Consider the following 17,494-nt stretch of genomic DNA (forward strand, 5'->3'; position numbering starts at 1 on the left):
AATTCGCTCCGCGCCTGTGCTCGTCCTTCCTAGACTTCAAAGGTTTTCTATCACGCTGAAAAAAAGACAAAGAGCTAAAATAAAGATCATTTTAGCCCTTTGTCAACAATTTGAAACCCCTCATGAGATGAGGGGTTTTTTCATATGGATATATATAAGTGTAAGGTAAATATCATTAGTTTGTATTGACGCGGTCTAAAGCATGACATAAAGGCGATAAGATCTCCTGTTTACTGCGGACATTTCCTTCCACCTTCACGATCACTTTTTCATCATTGACAAGTAAAATAGCCGGTAATTCGTCCACTTCATTTTTCCAGCCTTTACGATCTTCTTTCACAATCATTTTTGACATTTCCTTAGGGTATTCATTTTTTAATTCAAGGACTGCATCATAATATGGGCTTTCTTTATCAAGGTTTTCTGCATCAGTAAAAAAGAGAATTCTCGGTTTTTGAATATGACGGACTTGGTCGGTCTGATTCGGTATGATATACGCAAATGAGCATGAACTAAGTACAAAGAGCATGGGGAATATAATGAGAAGTGTCCTCATAAAATTCAATCTATTCACCTCAAAATCAATCATTTGGGGTTGTCCCAACATTTTTAGGAGCTTGTTCCCTGTTAGTCACTCTAGTGTATCATGTCCCTTTTGACAATTTTCGATTGTTACTCAATTGTTACAGAATTGATATGAAGCAAAATACAAATGAAACGTTCCCTCAATATGATGAGAAAAAAGCACATATTTATAAAAAATGATTAAATGTGTCATACAATTAACCGTTGACAACTTAAATGTGACATCATATTATAGAAATAAGAAATAGATCAAACGCTTTCAAACTATGAATGAAGAAAAGGGGAATGTACGTGGGTACAATTATTTGTCAAGATTGCAATGAAACCATTGATCAGTTTGAAAATGAAAAAGTGACAACGCTATACGGAACGTGCGGTCACTGTCATTGCTGTGATGAAGCCTCTGAATAAATAAAAAAGCATGCAGCTCCATTTGGGGCTGCATGTTTCTTTTTTATAAAATGGGTTTTTGTTCCTTAATCACACGGATCATTTCAAGCGTTGAATCTTCAGGTCCTTGGACAGGGAGACCAATTTCAATATTTTTAAAGATATACGATATATTTTCTTCTGTGATAATTTCACCTGGTATAAAAATCGGAATACCTGGCGGATACACCATCACAAACTCTGCGATAATGCGGCCGACTGCTTCCTTAAACGGAACGATTTCCGTTGTAGCGTAAAAGGCGTCACGCGGCGTCATAGCAAGCGATGGAATCTCAGGCAGCAGCACTTCCGTTACCGCTTGTTTGCCGCCCTCACGAGTAGAGGCTGCGGCAATTTCCTGCATCGCCGTCACGAGCGTATCAATTGTCTCATCTGAATCGCCAGGGGTGACGATACATAAAATGTTGTACAGGTCAGAGAGCTCTACTTCAATTCGGTAACTTTCTCTCAGCCACTTTTCGACATCATGTCCGTTTAACCCAAGGTCTTTAATAGAGATAATTAATTTCGTTGGGTCATAATCGTAAGTGGAAGCTGAACCGAGTACTTCCTTGCCAATGCAGGTAATGCCGTCAATTTGATTCAAACGGTCTCTCGCTGATTCAGCCAAACGAATGGCTTCATCTGCAAGTGCCTTACCTTCAGTGGCTAATCGTTTTCGAGCGACATCAAGTGACGCTAAGAGCAAATAAGAAGTGGACGTTGTCGTCAGCATACTCAAAATCGATTGCACGCGGTCTTTTGAAACAAGCCCTTCCTTCATATTTAAAATAGAGCTCTGCGTAAGAGAGCCGCCAAGTTTATGGACACTTGTTGCTGCCATGTCGGCACCTGCCTGCATGGCAGAGAGGGGAAGCTCATCATGAAAATGTATATGCACACCGTGTGCTTCATCGACAAGGACAGGCACATCAAATGAATGGGCAATGTCTACGATTGATTTTAAGTCTGCTGAAATACCAAAATACGTTGGATTAATGACAAGCAAACCTTTCGCATCTGGATGCTCAGTGAGCGCCTTTTTGGCTGATTCAGGTGTAATCCCGTGAGAGATGCCAAGTTCTTTGTCTATTTCTGGGTGAATAAAAACAGGAACTGCGCCAGAAAATACAATCGCGGACATAATTGATTTATGGACATTACGCGGAACGATAATTTTATCTCCAGGTCCGCATACTGTCATCACCATTGTCATGATGGCCCCGCTTGTTCCTTGAATGGAGAAAAACGTATGATCAGCACCGAAGGCTTCAGCAGCAAGCTCCTGTGCTTCTTTTATCATCCCTCGAGGTGAATGTAAATCATCGAGAGGTTCTATATTAATGAGGTCAATGCTTAATGCATTGTCGCCAATGAATGCTCTAAATTCAGGATCCATTCCGGCTCCTTTTTTATGGCCTGGAATGTGAAATTGGACTGGATTCGTTGCTGCGTGTTTTTTTAGTCCAGTATATAAGGGTGTATCATGTTGTGACAATTGCTTTCCCACCTTCATCGAAATACCTGCTATTATTGTGCCAATTACAGCAGATTTCATTGCATAAAACAAAAGAATTATATTATGAACTGATCGGAATGTAAAGCATAAAATCAATCGGTTTCTGATCAAACAGATGCTATAATAAAAGTTCAAATGAGAAATGAGTGTTAAAGTGAGGGACAAGTAAATGGAATATCAATATCCAATGGATGTCGACTGGACGACAGAGGAAAAAATTGCGGTCATTTCATTTTTTCAGGCTGTTGAAAAAGCCTATGAAAAAGGAATTGCGAAGCAGGAGTTATTAGATGCTTATAAACGATTTAAAGAGGTTGTGCCATCAAAAGCAGAGGAAAAAACGCATTCTGCGGCTTTTGAAAAGGGAAGCGGGTATTCCCCTTATCGTGCAGTGAAAGCCGCAAGAGAGGCAGAAGAGACAGCCGTTATACGCATGTAAAAAACGAGCCTATAAGGGCTCGTTTTTTTATACAGATTCTTTTTGTGTGAAGCGGTATAGATACGTCAGCGTGCGGAAGGCATTTTCGATTTTCGATAGGAATTCTTCATTATTCATTTGAACGACTTCCTCTCTAGGCAGCTGGATGCCGCATAGAAGCTCGGCTTTCTTGACTGTTTGAACACGTTCAAAAAGCGTTTTCAGCTGTTCGGAATCTAATTCGCTGTGCCGCATGACATCTGGTTTCATATGATCTTTAGACCAAACAAAATCTTGCGGTATTTTCTGCTGGATGGTGTCTAGCTCTTTTTCAAATAGCTGGCCGTACTCACCTTTCACTGGAGATTCATAAATGAGCGCAAACCAGACAAAGACATGTGTTTTCCAAAGCCCAATTTGAAAATGAGGGAGCTTTTTATATCCGCGCTTACTGTTTGCAAAAGCAACCCAAGTATCATTTGGCGGGTTGACAGATCTTCTAGCATGCTTTGCGACGTGTACAAACATTTCGTCTCCTGTAATAGAAGAAAGAAGTGGTGCAAAATGTTCGCCAAGTGCCTCAAGCTTTGGCCGGACTCTTTCTTTTAATACAGTCATTCGTTCATCTAAACCATCAACTGTGAATGTTTCAAAATCTTCATCTCTAAAACGCATTTCACTCATGTTATGCCTCCTGTATCTTTTCGCTGATCATATTTTATCATAGCTTGGGTCAAGCTCAAAAAAAGATGCACCGTCAGATAAAAGATTGTAAAGGGCGTGGTGCAGCGTTTAAAACCTTTCATTATGTGGTACATCATTAATAGGTAAAGACACAATTTTCAGAATGTCGTTGCGGTTATGCGATCGCTTCATACGATATAAGCAAGAACCATTTCTCTTATCGATTGAATTTTTATCAATGAAAACTGACAAGGAATGAATCATTCTCTGGAAGGGGCGTTGACCAATGAAGCAAATCGTGAAGCAGGGGTATAGACAGGAGAAGAAAAATCGCATCGCTGTGTGGAGATTAGAGGTTGATTATGAGCTTTCTACGCTTCATGAAGCCATCGAACAAAAAGATGACATCCAAATCGAACGCAGCAAACGAAAGCTTGAGCGCCTAAGAAAAGAATGGGAGCAGCTTCAAGGGTAAAACAGGGTGAGGTAAAAACGAACCAATTCATCGGTTCGTTTTTGTATGAAGCTGCTTTTTTCTTGCTTTTACGTACATAATATCAGTATGCTATTACAAATAGGTCCTACATAGAAAAGAGGTTTACAATCTGATGACAAACTGGGTGGAAATTGACCGTCTTGCAAAGCTCTGGGTAAAAGAAGCAGGGAGCCGTATTAAAGCGTCCATGCAGGAAGGTCTATCAATTGAAACAAAATCAAATCCAAATGATCTAGTCACGAATATCGATAAAGAAACAGAACGTTTTTTTATTGAAAAAATACAGTCGACATTTTCAGATCATCACATTTTAGGAGAAGAGGGACAAGGGGAAGAGGTGACCTCACTTGATGGGATTGTGTGGATTATTGATCCGATCGATGGCACAATGAACTTTGTCCATCAAAAACGCAATTTTGCCATTTCAATCGGGATATTTGAAAATGGTGTGGGGAAAATCGGTCTTATTTATGACGTCATTCATGACGAGCTCTACCATGCCATTAAAGGAGAAGGAGCCTATATGAACGATATCCTGCTCCCTCCATTAAAAGATGTGGAGATTGAAAAAGCCATTGTGGGTATTAATCCGACATGGGCGATTGAAAGTCCTTATTTTGACGCCAAACCATTTGCCCGTCTAGTGCGTGACGTGAGAGGGACACGAACGATTGGATCAGCTGCCCTTGAGCTTGCTTATATTGCAAGCGGCAGAAGTGACGCATATGTCACCTTAAGGCTTGCACCGTGGGATTATGCAGCGGGCTGCGTGCTGCTTGATGAAGTAGGGGCCGTTTACTCAAATATTCACGGAGAACGTCTTACGTTCCTAGACAAAAACAGCATAGTGGCTGGAAATCGATCCATTTGTGAAAAAATCTTGCATGATTACATAAAAGGAAGCGGAAATAAAAAATAAACGACATCACTTCATGAGAATGAAGTGATTTTTTGTTTTTCCTGAAACTTTTTGGTAAGGCGGATGTCTATACGAATGAGGCCTTAATTTCATGTAAAGGATTGTGTATCAATGTTTGATTTGTTTAGTGATTTATCGCTCCATTTTGAAAGGTATTATATTTTAAATGAGTACAGTATCCACATCATTCAATGGTGTGTACTTGGACTATTTGTCCTTTTCGTGACACTCCCCATATGGAAAGAAAAGAGGAGTAGTTATGTATTCTATGCTGGTATCATATTAAGAGTAGTGCTATTAGGCGGGATGACAGTTGAAATGATCCACCAAGTCCTGTCTAGACAGTATACGATCGAAACATTTGAAGTGCTGACAGATTTCATGCAATTTCTCATTTATGGGTACGTCTTGCTTGCATCACTGTACTATGTGATTACTCTTTCTTATTTAAAAAATAAAGGTATGTTCTTTGCTTTTGATTTATCTGTATTACTTCTGCCTTTATGTCAAACAGTGTTTATTGTGTTTGCTGAAAGCAAAAAGTTCTTTCTTAGCAGTGATACGGGGCTAATATGGAGAGATATGATCACCATTTTGGCTATGGCTTGCTTTGCCGCTTTGCTGCTCCACCTTTTCTTTCGCTTGTTTTGGCATTGGAAGTGGAAGGAATTGCTTTTGTTTTATATCTTGATTTTCGCAGCCTTGCTTTATATATTTTATCCTTCTATTTCGAAGTATGAGCTTCAATCTACATTTAAATCGATTGTCATTTTAGTAGCAGCGGCAGGAAGCTTTATGACGATTGATTTGTTATCTGCTTTACTACGGGACAAGGTGAAATTAAGGCAGTGGGGCGCTGGTTGTATAGCTGTCTTTTTTCTGCTATTACTCAACCCGATTGTCAATATTCCTCATACCATGTTCCAATTCACCAAAACGGAACTGGTAGATACTTTTTCAGAAGAATATCGCCCTTTATCAGCAGTAAGTGCAAAAGCATTCGCTTCAAAATTTGTACCAGAGGATCAATCGCTTTATTTAAATGCTAGTCATCAGCCTATCCCTTATCATTACGTGTTTGCAGATGATCAGTATGAAGTGAATATTTCTGCGTTTACAGGCGATTTAAGCGGGTATTCTTATCGAGGTCGTGTAGAGGGGAAGGAACTGACCGATAAAGAATATAAGAAAAAAACCATTGAATTTTTCGAAAGAAGCGGGCGGTCAATTGATCTACAGCGCATTCAATTAGCTGTAAAAAAAGAGGACGGAGAGACGGACGTTCTTCTTCTGCCAAAAATGTCTCAGAATGAAGAGGACAGTTTAGCGTTTGCCACCTGGAAAAAAGGGACGCTTCGACAAGCGCAATACGAAAACGCTATCTTTCAATTAAAGGATATAGACGGCATCCGTTTAACAGAAATGGAGATAAAAAACAGGATCAACAGTATTTATAAACATTTAAACCTAAAGCTGCCAGCTTATCAAATCACAGGCATCAATGATTTTTATTTGGATTGGCAGCATGAAGTGAGAGTCACAACAAAAGATCAATCTGAGTTTTTGTTTAATGGCTCAACAAAAGATATCATCAGCTTCAAGTTGTCAAAATCACTTCTTCAACAGAAAAAAGAGAACGTCAGCGATGAAGATTTGTTAAAAATTATAGGGAAAAAGCCAAAAGACGTAAGAAAAGTAACAGGCACTAGTGAAAGTAAACAATATATATTTAAACGCTCCTCTCATGTCGTCAATCTGTTTAAAGGGGATGATGGAATTGAGTTGAGAGTGCAAGCAGCTTCTTCTATCCCGCACGGAGTATCTAATCAAGATCGTAATGAAGTCTATCAGCAAGTACTTAAAAGGTATAAAGCATATACGATCTATAAAAAACAAATAAAACCTGTGAGGATGATCGACAAAGAAGGGAATATCGACATTTCATGGCTTGTCATTATACAAACCTTCGGATCAAGTGAGCATAAAATCTATGAAGTGAATGGACGAACAAAAGAGGTGCATCGTTTTGACAGATAAAGAAAAACAAGCCATCTTTCAAGACTTATATGAACTGTATCAAGAAGGGGAACTAGGAGCCGAGGCAAATAGCTGGATGAAGGCACACAAACAGCAATTTCAGCATACGGCCGCGGGAAGAAAGCAGTCTTCAGCGTCGATGGAAAGCCATAATGACTATGACGAGTTAAAACGCATGAAAGGGTTTATTTACTCGTTATACTTCTTTTTTATCGTTTTATCCATTTGGATGACTGTGTGGTTTTATTTTTGATGTCCAGACCAGCCGACCAAATTGAAAAAATCTATAAAGAATATTTTCAGGAAATCACCAAATATTTATATCGCCGGACGGGAAATATGGAAACGGCCAAGGACCTTGCGCAAGACGTATTTATGAAGGCACTGCATGGGTTGTCCTCCTTTAAGGGACATTCTAGTATGAAAACATGGCTTTATACCATTGCGTATCACACATTTGTGAATGACTATCGCCGAAAAATAAAATGGACTTTTACGAACGTAGAAGAAATGGATTTCTTAGAGCAGCAGTCGTTCACAACACCAGAAGATTACATCGAAACACAAGCTGACATAGAAAGGCTGTGGCATCATATTCATCAGTTGAAGGATTCATATCGAGATGTCCTCATTTTAAGAGATATTCAAGAATTATCATATGAAGAAGTAGCTGAAATTTTGAATTGGACTTTATCTAAAGTCAAAACAACCCTTCATCGAGCGAGATTAGAGCTGAAGCGAATGCTACATTGTGAGGAGTTCAATAAATGAGCTGTTATTTGATTGAAGAATTGTTACCACTTTATATAGAGGGAGACACAAGTGCAGAAACAAATAAAATTGTTGCAGAGCACATACAATCCTGCGAAAGCTGCCGTCACCTTTATCACGAAATGAAAGAGCCAATAACTCTTATACAGGCTCCTGATCTCGTGCCATATATAGATGAAAAGGAAGAAAAAAGAAAATTTGAAAAGCGCTACTATGGTAAGCTGCTTTATCGAGCAAGTATCGCGTTTGGTATAGGGTACGTCATGATGATCATTCTTTATTGGCTGAAATAAAAAACCCCCATCTGGATGAACCAGGTGGGAGTTTTTCTGAGATTAGCTTAATTTTTCTTTCGCAATTTGAACTGCATCATAGAACGTTTTCAATTGCTCTTGAGGAATTTTCTTAAGCATTTGGTTGAAAACAAGTAATTCAGTAGAGCTGAATCCAAGACCTTTTGCGATTTTTGAATCAATCACAACGTTTCCTTTTTTGTCTAGAACAAGGGCATCACCAGCAAGATCAGCAATTCTGATCACTGATTTGAAAAGCTTTTCAAATTTAGCCGCTTCTTCTTTTGTAAGACCAAGTTCAACAGCTTTTGCTGCATCAAAAACCAATTTCCCTTTTTCGTTTTTAGTGATGCTTTCACTGAAAACGATTGTAAGAACAGCTGCGCGATCTAAGAATTTCTCAGCAGTCGCCGCTTCTTCTTCAGTTAGTCCGAGCTCAACAGCTTTTTTCACATCAAATGTGTAGCTGTTGTCTTCCTCAACAAATGAATTGATGAGAATGTTGATGACACGCTCGTTTTTCTCCAATAATTCTTTAATGATTTGCTGCTGTTCAAAAGGAATTCCTTTGAAAGTTGCAGCGCTTGCTTGCCCAGGAGCTACTGTTGTGAAAGTAAGAATGATAGCTAAAGCGAAAAATACAACAGAGCTGAGCGATTTGCTCAAAAACTTCTTCATGCTTCTTTTCTCTCCCTTTTCTGTTAAATTTTGTTGCAAGAAAAGCATACCATGAGAAACTTTGTGGAAGAATAGGAAAAATGTAACTTTCTGTTTGATTTTGGAGAACTATAAAAGTTCTTGTCGAAAAATATAGGGGTGCAGATTGCTTACTTTTGTCAATTCTTCAAGATACGTTCCGTCTGCAAAATGGAGCTTTCATAGGTGATTTGTCTTGTTTTTACTCAAAATAAAAAGCCTTCTACATATAGAATGTAAAAGGCTTTTAACTAATTTTATGATTGCACGTTTAATTTTCTTTTTAATGTAAATCCTGTACCCATGAAAATCATGGCGAACACGATACTAAAACATATGCCCAGCATGTTTTTTTCTGCAAGAGATACCCCAATAAACGCCATACTGACAACTGCAAGTAATGCACATAATAATAGAAGCCATTTGATTTGTTTCATTTGTCTCCATCCCTTTTTTTAGAGTTAATATAAGTTTACAGAAAAACGATCGGCATTTAAAGGGGATTGTGATATAATATGAAAGTTATCTAATTATTTTAGGAGATGAAAATGTGAAACTTCGAAAAGACCTTCGCAACATCGCAATTATTGCCCACGTTGACCATGGTAAAACGACGCTTGTTGACCAATTGCTCCATCAAGCTGGTACTTTCCGTGCGAATGAAAATATCGCTGAGAGAGCCATGGATTCAAATGATTTAGAGCGAGAGCGCGGTATTACGATTTTAGCTAAAAATACTGCGATCCATTATAAAGATACACGCATTAATATTTTAGATACACCAGGACACGCCGATTTCGGTGGTGAAGTTGAGCGTATCATGAAAATGGTAGATGGTGTACTCCTCGTTGTGGATGCTTATGAAGGCTGTATGCCTCAAACACGCTTTGTGCTGAAAAAAGCACTTGAGCAAAACTTAACACCAATCGTTGTCGTCAATAAAATTGACCGCGACTTTGCTCGTCCGGCTGAAGTAGTTGATGAAGTGATCGACTTGTTCATTGAATTGGATGCAACAGAAGAACAGCTTGAATTCCCAGTTGTCTATGCATCAGCAATCAATGGTACAGCAAGTAACGATGCGAGCAAGCAAGATGAAAACATGGAATCTTTGTTTGAAGCCATTGTGAACCATATTCCTTGCCCAGTTGATAACCATGAAGAGCCGCTTCAATTCCAAGTGGCACTACTTGATTACAATGATTATGTTGGCAGAATTGGAATTGGCCGTGTATTCAGAGGAACAATGCAAGTAGGACAGCAGGTAGCCTTGATGAAAGTCGACGGCACTGTGAAACAATTCCGAGTAACAAAGATCTTTGGTTTCCAAGGGTTAAAACGAGTGGAAATCAACGAAGCGAAAGCGGGAGATCTTGTCGCTGTATCTGGAATGGAAGACATCAACGTAGGTGAAACGGTTTGTCCGGTAGAACACCAAGAAGCACTTCCAATCCTTCGTATTGATGAGCCGACACTTCAAATGACGTTTGTTGTAAACAACAGCCCATTTGCAGGCCGTGAAGGAAAATACGTGACATCACGTAAAATTGAAGAGCGTTTAGAGCAGCAGCTTCAAACAGACGTCAGTCTTCGTGTGGATCCAACTGATTCACCTGATGCTTGGGTTGTTTCTGGACGCGGAGAGCTTCACTTATCCATTCTCATTGAGAATATGAGACGTGAAGGATTTGAATTACAAGTATCGAAGCCAGAAGTTATTGTAAAAGAAGTTGATGGTGTTCGATGTGAACCTGTTGAGCGCGTTCAAATTGATGTACCAGAAGAGCATACTGGCTCTGTTATGGAATCAATGGGTGCAAGAAAAGGTGAAATGATTGACATGATCAATAATGGTAACGGTCAAGTTCGCCTGATCTTTACAGTGCCATCACGTGGTTTAATTGGTTATACAACTGAATTTCTTTCATTAACTCGTGGTTTTGGTATTTTGAACCATACGTTTGACAGCTACCAGCCAATGCAGTCTGGTCAAGTTGGCGGACGCCGTCAAGGTGTACTTGTTTCAATGGAAACAGGTAAAGCGACTGCTTACGGAATCCAAGGTGTTGAAGAGCGCGGTGTGATCTTCGTTGAGCCGGGTACTGAAGTATACCAAGGGATGATTGTTGGGGAGCATAATCGTGAGAATGACCTTGTTGTAAACGTAAGCCGTATGAAACAACAAACAAACGTACGTTCAGCGACGAAAGATCAAACGGTTAGCATGAAAAAACCTCGTATTATGTCACTTGAGGAATCTCTTGAGTACTTGAATGAAGACGAATACTGTGAGGTTACACCTGAATCAATTCGTCTTAGAAAGAAAATTTTAGACAAAAACGAACGTGAGAAAGCAGCGAAGAAGAAAAAGCTAGCAGGATTATCTTAATTCCATGAAGAATTAAAAAGATAGAACCCTGAAAGATAAGGGGAGGGAATCTTTTTGAATGATCAGGAAGTAAGTGAAAATCTATCCTTTTTCGCGATGCTGTTTCGTGTCGATGAAAATCCGCAAACAGGGATGTGGCTCCTATATGGCACCATCCTTGTTTTAGCGATTATTGTTTTTAAACTCGGCTTTGCAAGACGTTTACCGATTTTAAAAGCGCTCGTGATTTATTTGTTTTTGATTTTTGGCTGCACGTTTCTCACATTTCTAGGTATCTTCCTTCCAGTAGCGGAAGGACTGGTTGTGGCAGCTGCCATTTTGATTATTTATAAAATACGGCTGCATCGTGCGAAAAAAGAAGGAACAGTTAATACGTAAAAAAAGACCTGAACATGTGTCAGGTCTTTTTTTATGTCTTTTGTTCTTTCTTTCCTTTTTTCTTCTTTTTCTCTTTCGTCGCAGGATCCTGATAAAGAGAGAATCTGCCAGTTTTGATGCGAGCTTCAGTCTTTATTTTAATGCGTTCTTGGCAGTCATCGCACATATATGTATGAATTGGCCGGTTTCTTAACCGTTTAGCAACAAGTGTATCATCATCAATGGTTTCAAGCTTTTCACATAATGAGCACTTCACTCTCATCATTTTCACCTCACTTTATTGCATTTATTATAGCATGTTTTCCAACTACTTAAAATCAGCGTAGAAAAAGGCTTATATCACAGGAGATATAAGCCGTTCTCATTATTTCTTCTGATTCATATGATGGTTTGATTGGTCGTTTTGATTTTTTTCTAACTGCTTTTGATCATGTTCTTTGAGCTGATTATTCGGATCATTTGTCGGATCTTTTTCGTTACGCTCGATCTCATTTCTCGGCATCTCTGGCATCACGCGGCCGACAATGGCAGCCAGTTCGTCCATAATACCGCTTACCGGACGGCCTGCTTGGATTTCTTTGCCCATTTCTTTTAAACGGCTGACTGTATCTGGATCAGCAACCACAACAGCATTTGCACCTTCAGGGTCATTTCTCAGCGCTTTTGCAACTGAATATTTAATGGTTTCTACTTTGCTTCTATCTAAATCATCTTTTACATCAATACCAACAACAGCATAGCGGCCGATGACAATTGCCGTTGCATCATTGACATCTGCTACATGCTCTGTCACATTGACAAGATGCTGCGCAACATCTGTAGATGGGCGGGCTTGATTTGTCTTTTTCTTGGATGAGTCTGACACCCGTACTAAGTGCTGGCGTCCATCTTGCTTGTCCAGCGCTTCTGGCTTTTCCTGCTGCTGGCAAGCGCCTAACAGAATGATCGTTTGAATCATGAATAATGTTAAAAATAGTCGCATCTAAATTCCCTCCTTCACAAACTGCATGATTTATTTTATTGTTGAATTAACCTTCTAACTTTATTCATGAAAACATATATTTTAACAATCGTTTTGGGAAAGACAAGGATGAATGAAACCCCGATCAGGAGGCGAAGGACCTGAGTAAAATTTATGTATTAGACACAAATGTGTTATTACAGGATCCGAATTCAATCTTTTCATTTGAAGACAACGAAGTCGTCATTCCGGCCGTTGTGTTAGAAGAAGTAGACTCGAAAAAGAGATACATGGACGAGGTTGGGCAAAACGCCCGGCGCGTCTCACGTTTAATCGACGGTTTGAGATCGAAAGGGAAACTGCATGAAAAAATCACGCTAGAGTCAAAAGGGACGCTGCGCATCGAGCTGAATCATCGCTCTTTCCATGAACTTCAAGAAATTTTTATTGAAAAAACGAACGATAATCGGATTTTAGCGGTCGCGAAAAATTTGAGCTTAGAGGAAGAAACAAAGCCTCACGGCCGGCCTGTCATTTTGGTCAGTAAGGATGTCTTAGTCAGGGTAAAGGCAGATGCGATAGGTCTTCAGGCAGAGGACTTCTTAAGTGACCGTGTGCTGCAAAACGAAGACATTGATAACGGCTATCATGAGCTCTATATTCCGACCGAGCAATTGAATACATTTTATAAGCAAAGTCAATTGCCGATAAAAGAGGTCACAAGTGCACCATTAAACCCTCATCAATTTGTCATTATGAAGGGGAATGAAGGCGGTTCTGCTTTAGGAATGCTTGATCAAAAGGCAGAGCACGTGAAACGCCTCATTTATGATCAAGAGCATGTTTGGGGAATCCGTCCGAAAAATGTTCAGCAGACGATGGCCCTAGAGCTGCTATTGCGCCGTGATATTCCGCTTGTGACATTGATCGGAAAAGCGGGTACTGGTAAAACACTGCTTGCACTTGCTGCCGGATTAATGCAGACAGAGGATCTCGGCATGTTTAAAAAACTGATCGTAGCCCGTTCCATTGTTCCTGTCGGCAAGGATTTAGGCTACTTGCCAGGTGAAAAGGAAGAGAAACTCAGACCATGGATGCAGCCGATTTATGACAACCTGGAATTTTTATTTAATACAAAAAAACCTGGTGAACTTGATGCGATTTTGGCGGGTATTGGTTCTATTCAAGTCGAAGCTTTAACGTATATCCGCGGAAGAAGTATCCCTGATCAATTTATTATCATTGATGAGGCGCAGAATTTAACGAAACACGAGGTGAAAACATTATTAACGCGCGTCGGAGAGGGAAGTAAAATTGTGCTGATGGGGGACCCGGAGCAGATTGATCATCCTTATTTAGACAGCTTAAATAATGGGCTTACGTATGTCATTGAGCGGTTCAAAGGACAGCAAATATCTGGACATGTCAAGCTTGTCAAAGGAGAAAGGTCTGGACTTGCACAGCTTGCAGCTGATTTGCTGTAGTCCAGACCCTCTGTCTTATGTAATGATGAGCTCTTTGACACCTGTTATCGGCTGAGTGAGGTTGGACTGATCTGCGAAATAAACGTGGATTGGTCCTTCTTCAGTCATCGGCTTCCCATTTTGGCTGAAGTGTGCAATGCTTTCCATTGCCTGAGAAAGCGGAACAGCAATTGTCTCTGTTTCTGTGACAAATTCGCATGTGTCTGCATGTTCAAGCGGTTCTGCATTTTTCAGCATATCACCCAGCTTCATTCCGAAGCTGCCTGTGACGAGTCTTTCCTTTTCGTACTTCTTCTCTGTTTTTAAAGTGGGTGGAAGTGTTTGACCTTCTCTGATCACCCGCTCTTGGTCAAGCTCCTGATCCAGCTGATTTTCTTCATTTGCTGCGCTGTTTTCAAAAAATGAATCCATTAAAAATTTGCGGTCATCAAAAATCCATACACTTGGATCAATGGTGATCTTGTACTTTACGTTCCCCTTAATTTGAATGATACTCATGTTCAAGACAACCCCTTTCCACCATAAATTATAGAAGTTTTCTCCTGCTTTGTCACTTTCATAAACATGCTTCTCCTTGTACACACTAATCGTACATGAAACATAGGGAGGATATTGGGCATGGCATGTCGCGACAATGAAGAGCTTCAGCGATTTGTAGAAGAAGCAAAAAAAGTGGCCAAAGATGGCAAAGTAGCATCCTATATTCCCGCTCTTGCCAAAGCGGATCAGACGGATTTATCTGTGGCTGTGTACCATGTGAGTAATACTTGCCACTCGGCAGGAGATGTAGATAAACGCTTTACCCTGCAAAGTATTTCTAAAGTATTAGCCCTTGCGCTCGTACTCTCAGAAGAAGGGCCAAAAAAAGTCTTTCAATTTGTTGGACAAGAGCCTACAGGTGATCCGTTTAATTCAATGATTAAGCTGGAAACAGCAAGTCCGAATAAGCCGCTAAATCCAATGATTAATGCAGGAGCGCTTGCAGTCACAAGCTTAATAAGAGGAGCGACTCCGCAAGATCAGCTGAACCGCCTTCTTGGCTTTATTAGAGAGCTCGCAAATGATAAAAGCATTACATACTGCAAAGAGACAGCGGCATCCGAATTTGAGACATCGATGATTAACCGGGCTATGTGCTATTATATGAAGCAATATCATATTATTAGAGGGAACGTAGAAGAGGTCATGGACGTGTATACGAAACAATGCGCCATCATGATGAACAGCTTAGATTTGGCGAAAATTGCTTGTGTTTTTTCATTAGATGGCAGACATCCAGAGACGGGCCAGCAAATTCTTTCAAAAGATGTCGCTAGAATTTGTAAAACCTTTATGGTGACGTGCGGCATGTATAATGCAAGCGGGGAATTTGCCATTAATATCGGCATACCTGCTAAAAGCGGTGTTTCAGGCGGGATTATGGGAGCGGCACCATATGATTTTGGGATCGGAATTTTCGGTCCTGCCCTGGATGAAAAAGGGAATAGTATTGCTGGGATTAAGCTGCTTGAGCTCATGAGTGAAAAATATGAGATGAGTATCTTTTAATGAGGAATGTCTTCTTTTTATTTTTACAAAGCGAACTGTACAAATCTGCTTGCAATTTTGGGCGTTTCGCTTTATGATAAATAGAAGAATTAGGTACTCGCCTGGGGAACGGAGGGATACTTTTGGCGTCAGAAATTTTAGTCGATCATCGGCAAAAAGCACTGGCTTTATTAAAATTGGATGCAGATAAAATTTTAAAATTGATCCAAGTGCAAATGGACAACTTAACGATGCCGCAATGTCCTCTTTATGAAGAGGTTTTAGATACTCAAATGTTCGGATTATCGAGGGAGATTGATTTTGCTGTCCGGCTTGGATTAGTTGATCAACATGAAGGCAAGAAACTACTCGATAAACTTGAGAGAGAGCTTTCCGCACTTCATGATGCGTTCACAAAAAAATAACGATTGAAAACTCAAACTTCCACAACATAGGTTTGAGTTTTTTTGTCCTCTCATTTCTTTTGATGGATTGACGGCAAACGGACTTGATTCTTTCATGAATGACGAACAATATAAAAGAGGTAAAACGGGATCAAACGGAGAAAATGTAGTAGAATAAGAACAGCTAAGAAGATATCAAGCAGTAGAAACAGACGTTAGGAAGAGGATTATATGTTAAAGAGAATGCTAAAATCGTATGACTACTCATTATTGTTCGCCATCATCTTAATCAGCGCATTCGGTTTGGTTATGGTATATAGCTCAAGTATGATTACATCTGTTATCAGATACGATGCCGCGCCAGATAACTTTTTTAAGAAACAGCTCTTATTTATGATTGTTGGAGCAGCCATCTTAATCTTTACAGCATTAGTTCCATATCAGCTGTTTTCAAATAAGAAATTCCAGATTGGTATGCTGCTGATTTCAGTTTTTTCCCTCATCTATGTGTACTTTCTCGGTCATGTTGCAGGGAACGCAAGAAGCTGGATCAAATTAGGCCCTTTTAGTCTTCAGCCAGCTGAATTTGTGAAGATTGTCGTCATCATCTATCTTGCTGCGGTCTATGCCAAAAAGCAGCATTATATTGATCATATTTTAAGAGGTGTCACGCCTCCAATCGTGATTGTCTCTATCCTGTGCGGATTTATCATTTTGCAGCCAGACTATGGGACAGCCTTTATTATTGGCATGATTGCCCTTGCGATGATTTTATGCTCAGGCTTTAGCGGCAAAACGCTTGCGAAGCTGCTGGCGCTATTTAGTGCAGTGATGGTCGTCGTGACCCCGTTTATTATTCTTTTTTGGGATAAAATTTTCACGCAGAATCGTCTCGGACGTTTTGAGAGTTTCCAAGATCCATTTAAAGATGCAGGGGCTACTGGGCATCAATTGATTAATTCATATTATGCGATTGGATCAGGCGGCTTTTTTGGACTCGGTCTAGGGGAAAGTGTTCAAAAGTACGGGTATCTTCCAGAACCGCACACAGATTTTATCATGGCAATTATCTCAGAAGAGCTTGGTTTTTTCGGCGTGTTTTTTGTTCTCGCTCTTCTTGGTTTCATCGTCGTGAAAGGTTTTTATATTGCGAGAAAGTGTGAAGATCCGTTTGGAAGTTTGCTTGCAATAGGAATTTCCTCCATGATTGCGATCCAAACTTGTATCAATTTAGGCGGTGTTTCAGGTCTTATTCCAATTACTGGGGTGACACTTCCGTTTATCAGCTACGGGGGATCGTCTATCATTTTACTTAGCATCTGTATGGGAATGCTGCTGAATATCAGCATGTTTACTGAATATAAAGAGCGTTATAAAAAGAAAAAATCAATGAGCAAACCATCGGTTGAAAAAAATGGATTGCAGAAAACTTTGAATCTTTAGAAAACAAAAGTGTACAGTTTTCATTTCTTCCTTTATTATAGAGTACATATAAAATTTTAAG

The 17,494-nt window shown here is 39.9% G+C and carries 22 protein-coding genes; 14 read left to right on the top strand and 8 right to left on the bottom strand.

The window, feature by feature from the left end; genetic code table 11:
• Nucleotides 1–175 precede the first annotated feature (175 nt).
• Complete coding sequence (locus tag MHB69_RS06885; protein WP_227001729.1) at nt 176–556, bottom strand: hypothetical protein; 381 nt, start codon at nt 554–556, stop codon at nt 176–178.
• A gap of 320 nt (nt 557–876) precedes the next feature.
• Between MHB69_RS06885 and MHB69_RS06890 the strand changes: the two genes are divergently transcribed.
• Nucleotides 877–996, top strand: coding sequence for a GapA-binding peptide SR1P (locus MHB69_RS06890; RefSeq protein ID WP_003212464.1), 120 nt, complete (start codon nt 877–879; stop codon nt 994–996).
• 43 nt (nt 997–1,039) lie between these two features.
• Here MHB69_RS06890 and MHB69_RS06895 read toward each other — a convergent pair whose 3' ends face one another.
• On the bottom strand, nt 1,040–2,512 hold the full coding sequence (locus MHB69_RS06895) for an aminotransferase class I/II-fold pyridoxal phosphate-dependent enzyme (protein ID WP_340889211.1): 1,473 nt from the start codon (nt 2,510–2,512) through the stop codon (nt 1,040–1,042).
• Between the two features lie 190 nt (nt 2,513–2,702).
• On the opposite strand from MHB69_RS06895, the gene MHB69_RS06900 reads away from it, so the two are divergent.
• Nucleotides 2,703–2,972, top strand: coding sequence for a UPF0223 family protein (locus MHB69_RS06900; RefSeq protein ID WP_342496106.1), 270 nt, complete (start codon nt 2,703–2,705; stop codon nt 2,970–2,972).
• 27 nt (nt 2,973–2,999) lie between these two features.
• On the opposite strand, the gene MHB69_RS06905 is transcribed toward MHB69_RS06900, so the two are convergent.
• Nucleotides 3,000–3,635 (bottom strand): DUF1054 domain-containing protein, encoded by a 636-nt coding sequence (locus MHB69_RS06905; RefSeq protein ID WP_024426894.1) that lies wholly within the window; start codon nt 3,633–3,635, stop codon nt 3,000–3,002.
• Nucleotides 3,636–3,921: 286 nt separating this feature from the next.
• Between MHB69_RS06905 and MHB69_RS06910 the strand changes: the two genes are divergently transcribed.
• From MHB69_RS06910 to MHB69_RS06935, 6 genes are all read left to right on the top strand, one after another.
• Nucleotides 3,922–4,110 (top strand): hypothetical protein, encoded by a 189-nt coding sequence (locus MHB69_RS06910; protein ID WP_024424761.1) that lies wholly within the window; start codon nt 3,922–3,924, stop codon nt 4,108–4,110.
• Between the two features lie 133 nt (nt 4,111–4,243).
• A complete protein-coding gene (locus MHB69_RS06915; RefSeq protein ID WP_024426895.1) occupies nt 4,244–5,050 on the top strand; it encodes an inositol monophosphatase family protein in 807 nt (268 codons plus the stop codon).
• Between the two features lie 111 nt (nt 5,051–5,161).
• Entirely contained in the window at nt 5,162–7,087 is a 1,926-nt protein-coding gene (locus MHB69_RS06920; RefSeq protein WP_342496107.1) for a hypothetical protein, read from the top strand.
• Nucleotides 7,077–7,340, top strand: coding sequence for a hypothetical protein (locus MHB69_RS06925; RefSeq protein WP_252050404.1), 264 nt, complete (start codon nt 7,077–7,079; stop codon nt 7,338–7,340). Before MHB69_RS06920 ends, MHB69_RS06925 begins: the two co-directional genes overlap by 11 nt.
• Entirely contained in the window at nt 7,340–7,858 is a 519-nt protein-coding gene (locus MHB69_RS06930) for a sigma-70 family RNA polymerase sigma factor (protein WP_252050405.1), read from the top strand. The genes MHB69_RS06925 and MHB69_RS06930 overlap by 1 nt, the downstream gene beginning before the upstream one ends.
• Nucleotides 7,855–8,151, top strand: a complete 297-nt coding sequence (locus tag MHB69_RS06935; RefSeq protein ID WP_061109793.1) for a zf-HC2 domain-containing protein — start codon at nt 7,855–7,857, stop codon at nt 8,149–8,151. Before MHB69_RS06930 ends, MHB69_RS06935 begins: the two co-directional genes overlap by 4 nt.
• A 42-nt stretch (nt 8,152–8,193) precedes the next feature.
• Here MHB69_RS06935 and MHB69_RS06940 read toward each other — a convergent pair whose 3' ends face one another.
• Nucleotides 8,194–8,829 (bottom strand): hypothetical protein, encoded by a 636-nt coding sequence (locus tag MHB69_RS06940; RefSeq protein WP_034281643.1) that lies wholly within the window; start codon nt 8,827–8,829, stop codon nt 8,194–8,196.
• Between the two features lie 275 nt (nt 8,830–9,104).
• Nucleotides 9,105–9,284, bottom strand: a complete 180-nt coding sequence (locus MHB69_RS06945; protein WP_070325786.1) for a DUF5325 family protein — start codon at nt 9,282–9,284, stop codon at nt 9,105–9,107.
• Between the two features lie 113 nt (nt 9,285–9,397).
• Here MHB69_RS06945 and typA point away from each other — a divergent pair, with 113 nt between their 5' ends.
• Both typA and MHB69_RS06955 read left to right on the top strand, forming a co-directional pair.
• Nucleotides 9,398–11,236 carry a translational GTPase TypA gene (gene typA / locus MHB69_RS06950; RefSeq protein ID WP_041084955.1) on the top strand — a complete coding sequence of 613 codons (1,839 nt, stop codon included), beginning with the start codon at nt 9,398–9,400 and terminating at the stop codon, nt 11,234–11,236.
• A gap of 54 nt (nt 11,237–11,290) precedes the next feature.
• The gene (locus tag MHB69_RS06955; protein WP_003210819.1) at nt 11,291–11,614 is read left to right on the top strand and encodes a YlaH-like family protein; all 324 of its coding nucleotides are present in this window, start codon (nt 11,291–11,293) and stop codon (nt 11,612–11,614) included.
• Nucleotides 11,615–11,645: 31 nt separating this feature from the next.
• Here MHB69_RS06955 and MHB69_RS06960 read toward each other — a convergent pair whose 3' ends face one another.
• Both MHB69_RS06960 and MHB69_RS06965 read right to left on the bottom strand, forming a co-directional pair.
• Nucleotides 11,646–11,879, bottom strand: coding sequence for a YlaI family protein (locus MHB69_RS06960; protein ID WP_223250959.1), 234 nt, complete (start codon nt 11,877–11,879; stop codon nt 11,646–11,648).
• 99 nt (nt 11,880–11,978) lie between these two features.
• Nucleotides 11,979–12,596, bottom strand: a complete 618-nt coding sequence (locus MHB69_RS06965) for a YhcN/YlaJ family sporulation lipoprotein (protein WP_214755226.1) — start codon at nt 12,594–12,596, stop codon at nt 11,979–11,981.
• 140 nt (nt 12,597–12,736) lie between these two features.
• On the opposite strand from MHB69_RS06965, the gene MHB69_RS06970 reads away from it, so the two are divergent.
• On the top strand, nt 12,737–14,059 hold the full coding sequence (locus tag MHB69_RS06970; protein WP_025092370.1) for a PhoH family protein: 1,323 nt from the start codon (nt 12,737–12,739) through the stop codon (nt 14,057–14,059).
• A 15-nt stretch (nt 14,060–14,074) separates the two neighbouring features.
• On the opposite strand, the gene MHB69_RS06975 is transcribed toward MHB69_RS06970, so the two are convergent.
• The gene (locus MHB69_RS06975; protein ID WP_342496108.1) at nt 14,075–14,557 is read right to left on the bottom strand and encodes a peptidyl-prolyl cis-trans isomerase; all 483 of its coding nucleotides are present in this window, start codon (nt 14,555–14,557) and stop codon (nt 14,075–14,077) included.
• A 120-nt stretch (nt 14,558–14,677) separates the two neighbouring features.
• Between MHB69_RS06975 and glsA the strand changes: the two genes are divergently transcribed.
• The 3 genes from glsA (at nt 14,678) to ftsW (ending at nt 17,433) form a co-directional block, all read left to right on the top strand.
• A complete protein-coding gene (gene glsA / locus MHB69_RS06980) occupies nt 14,678–15,607 on the top strand; it encodes a glutaminase A (RefSeq protein WP_034281651.1) in 930 nt (309 codons plus the stop codon).
• Between the two features lie 122 nt (nt 15,608–15,729).
• On the top strand, nt 15,730–16,011 hold the full coding sequence (locus MHB69_RS06985) for a YlaN family protein (RefSeq protein WP_003212509.1): 282 nt from the start codon (nt 15,730–15,732) through the stop codon (nt 16,009–16,011).
• Between the two features lie 210 nt (nt 16,012–16,221).
• A complete protein-coding gene (gene ftsW, locus MHB69_RS06990) occupies nt 16,222–17,433 on the top strand; it encodes a putative lipid II flippase FtsW (RefSeq protein ID WP_046310843.1) in 1,212 nt (403 codons plus the stop codon).
• Nucleotides 17,434–17,494 lie beyond the last annotated feature (61 nt).

This window comes from Bacillus sp. FSL K6-0994 (genome assembly GCF_038630815.1).
GTDB lineage: Bacteria > Bacillota > Bacilli > Bacillales > Bacillaceae > Bacillus > Bacillus safensis.

What these genes read in the sequence shown, in the direction of transcription:
- MHB69_RS06910 (WP_024424761.1), top strand. Translation starts at nt 3,922, where the DNA reads ATGAAGCAAATCGTGAAGCAGGGGTATAGACAGGAGAAGAAAAATCGC.
- MHB69_RS06960 (WP_223250959.1), bottom strand. Translation starts at nt 11,879, where the DNA reads ATGATGAGAGTGAAGTGCTCATTATGTGAAAAGCTTGAAACCATTGAT.
- MHB69_RS06930 (WP_252050405.1), top strand. Translation starts at nt 7,340, where the DNA reads ATGTCCAGACCAGCCGACCAAATTGAAAAAATCTATAAAGAATATTTT.
- MHB69_RS06945 (WP_070325786.1), bottom strand. Translation starts at nt 9,284, where the DNA reads ATGAAACAAATCAAATGGCTTCTATTATTATGTGCATTACTTGCAGTT.
- MHB69_RS06965 (WP_214755226.1), bottom strand. Translation starts at nt 12,596, where the DNA reads ATGCGACTATTTTTAACATTATTCATGATTCAAACGATCATTCTGTTA.
- MHB69_RS06900 (WP_342496106.1), top strand. Translation starts at nt 2,703, where the DNA reads ATGGAATATCAATATCCAATGGATGTCGACTGGACGACAGAGGAAAAA.
- MHB69_RS06920 (WP_342496107.1), top strand. Translation starts at nt 5,162, where the DNA reads ATGTTTGATTTGTTTAGTGATTTATCGCTCCATTTTGAAAGGTATTAT.
- MHB69_RS06905 (WP_024426894.1), bottom strand. Translation starts at nt 3,635, where the DNA reads ATGAGTGAAATGCGTTTTAGAGATGAAGATTTTGAAACATTCACAGTT.
- MHB69_RS06935 (WP_061109793.1), top strand. Translation starts at nt 7,855, where the DNA reads ATGAGCTGTTATTTGATTGAAGAATTGTTACCACTTTATATAGAGGGA.
- MHB69_RS06915 (WP_024426895.1), top strand. Translation starts at nt 4,244, where the DNA reads ATGACAAACTGGGTGGAAATTGACCGTCTTGCAAAGCTCTGGGTAAAA.
- MHB69_RS06940 (WP_034281643.1), bottom strand. Translation starts at nt 8,829, where the DNA reads ATGAAGAAGTTTTTGAGCAAATCGCTCAGCTCTGTTGTATTTTTCGCT.
- ftsW (WP_046310843.1), top strand. Translation starts at nt 16,222, where the DNA reads ATGTTAAAGAGAATGCTAAAATCGTATGACTACTCATTATTGTTCGCC.
- MHB69_RS06975 (WP_342496108.1), bottom strand. Translation starts at nt 14,557, where the DNA reads ATGAGTATCATTCAAATTAAGGGGAACGTAAAGTACAAGATCACCATT.
- glsA (WP_034281651.1), top strand. Translation starts at nt 14,678, where the DNA reads ATGGCATGTCGCGACAATGAAGAGCTTCAGCGATTTGTAGAAGAAGCA.
- MHB69_RS06885 (WP_227001729.1), bottom strand. Translation starts at nt 556, where the DNA reads ATGAGGACACTTCTCATTATATTCCCCATGCTCTTTGTACTTAGTTCA.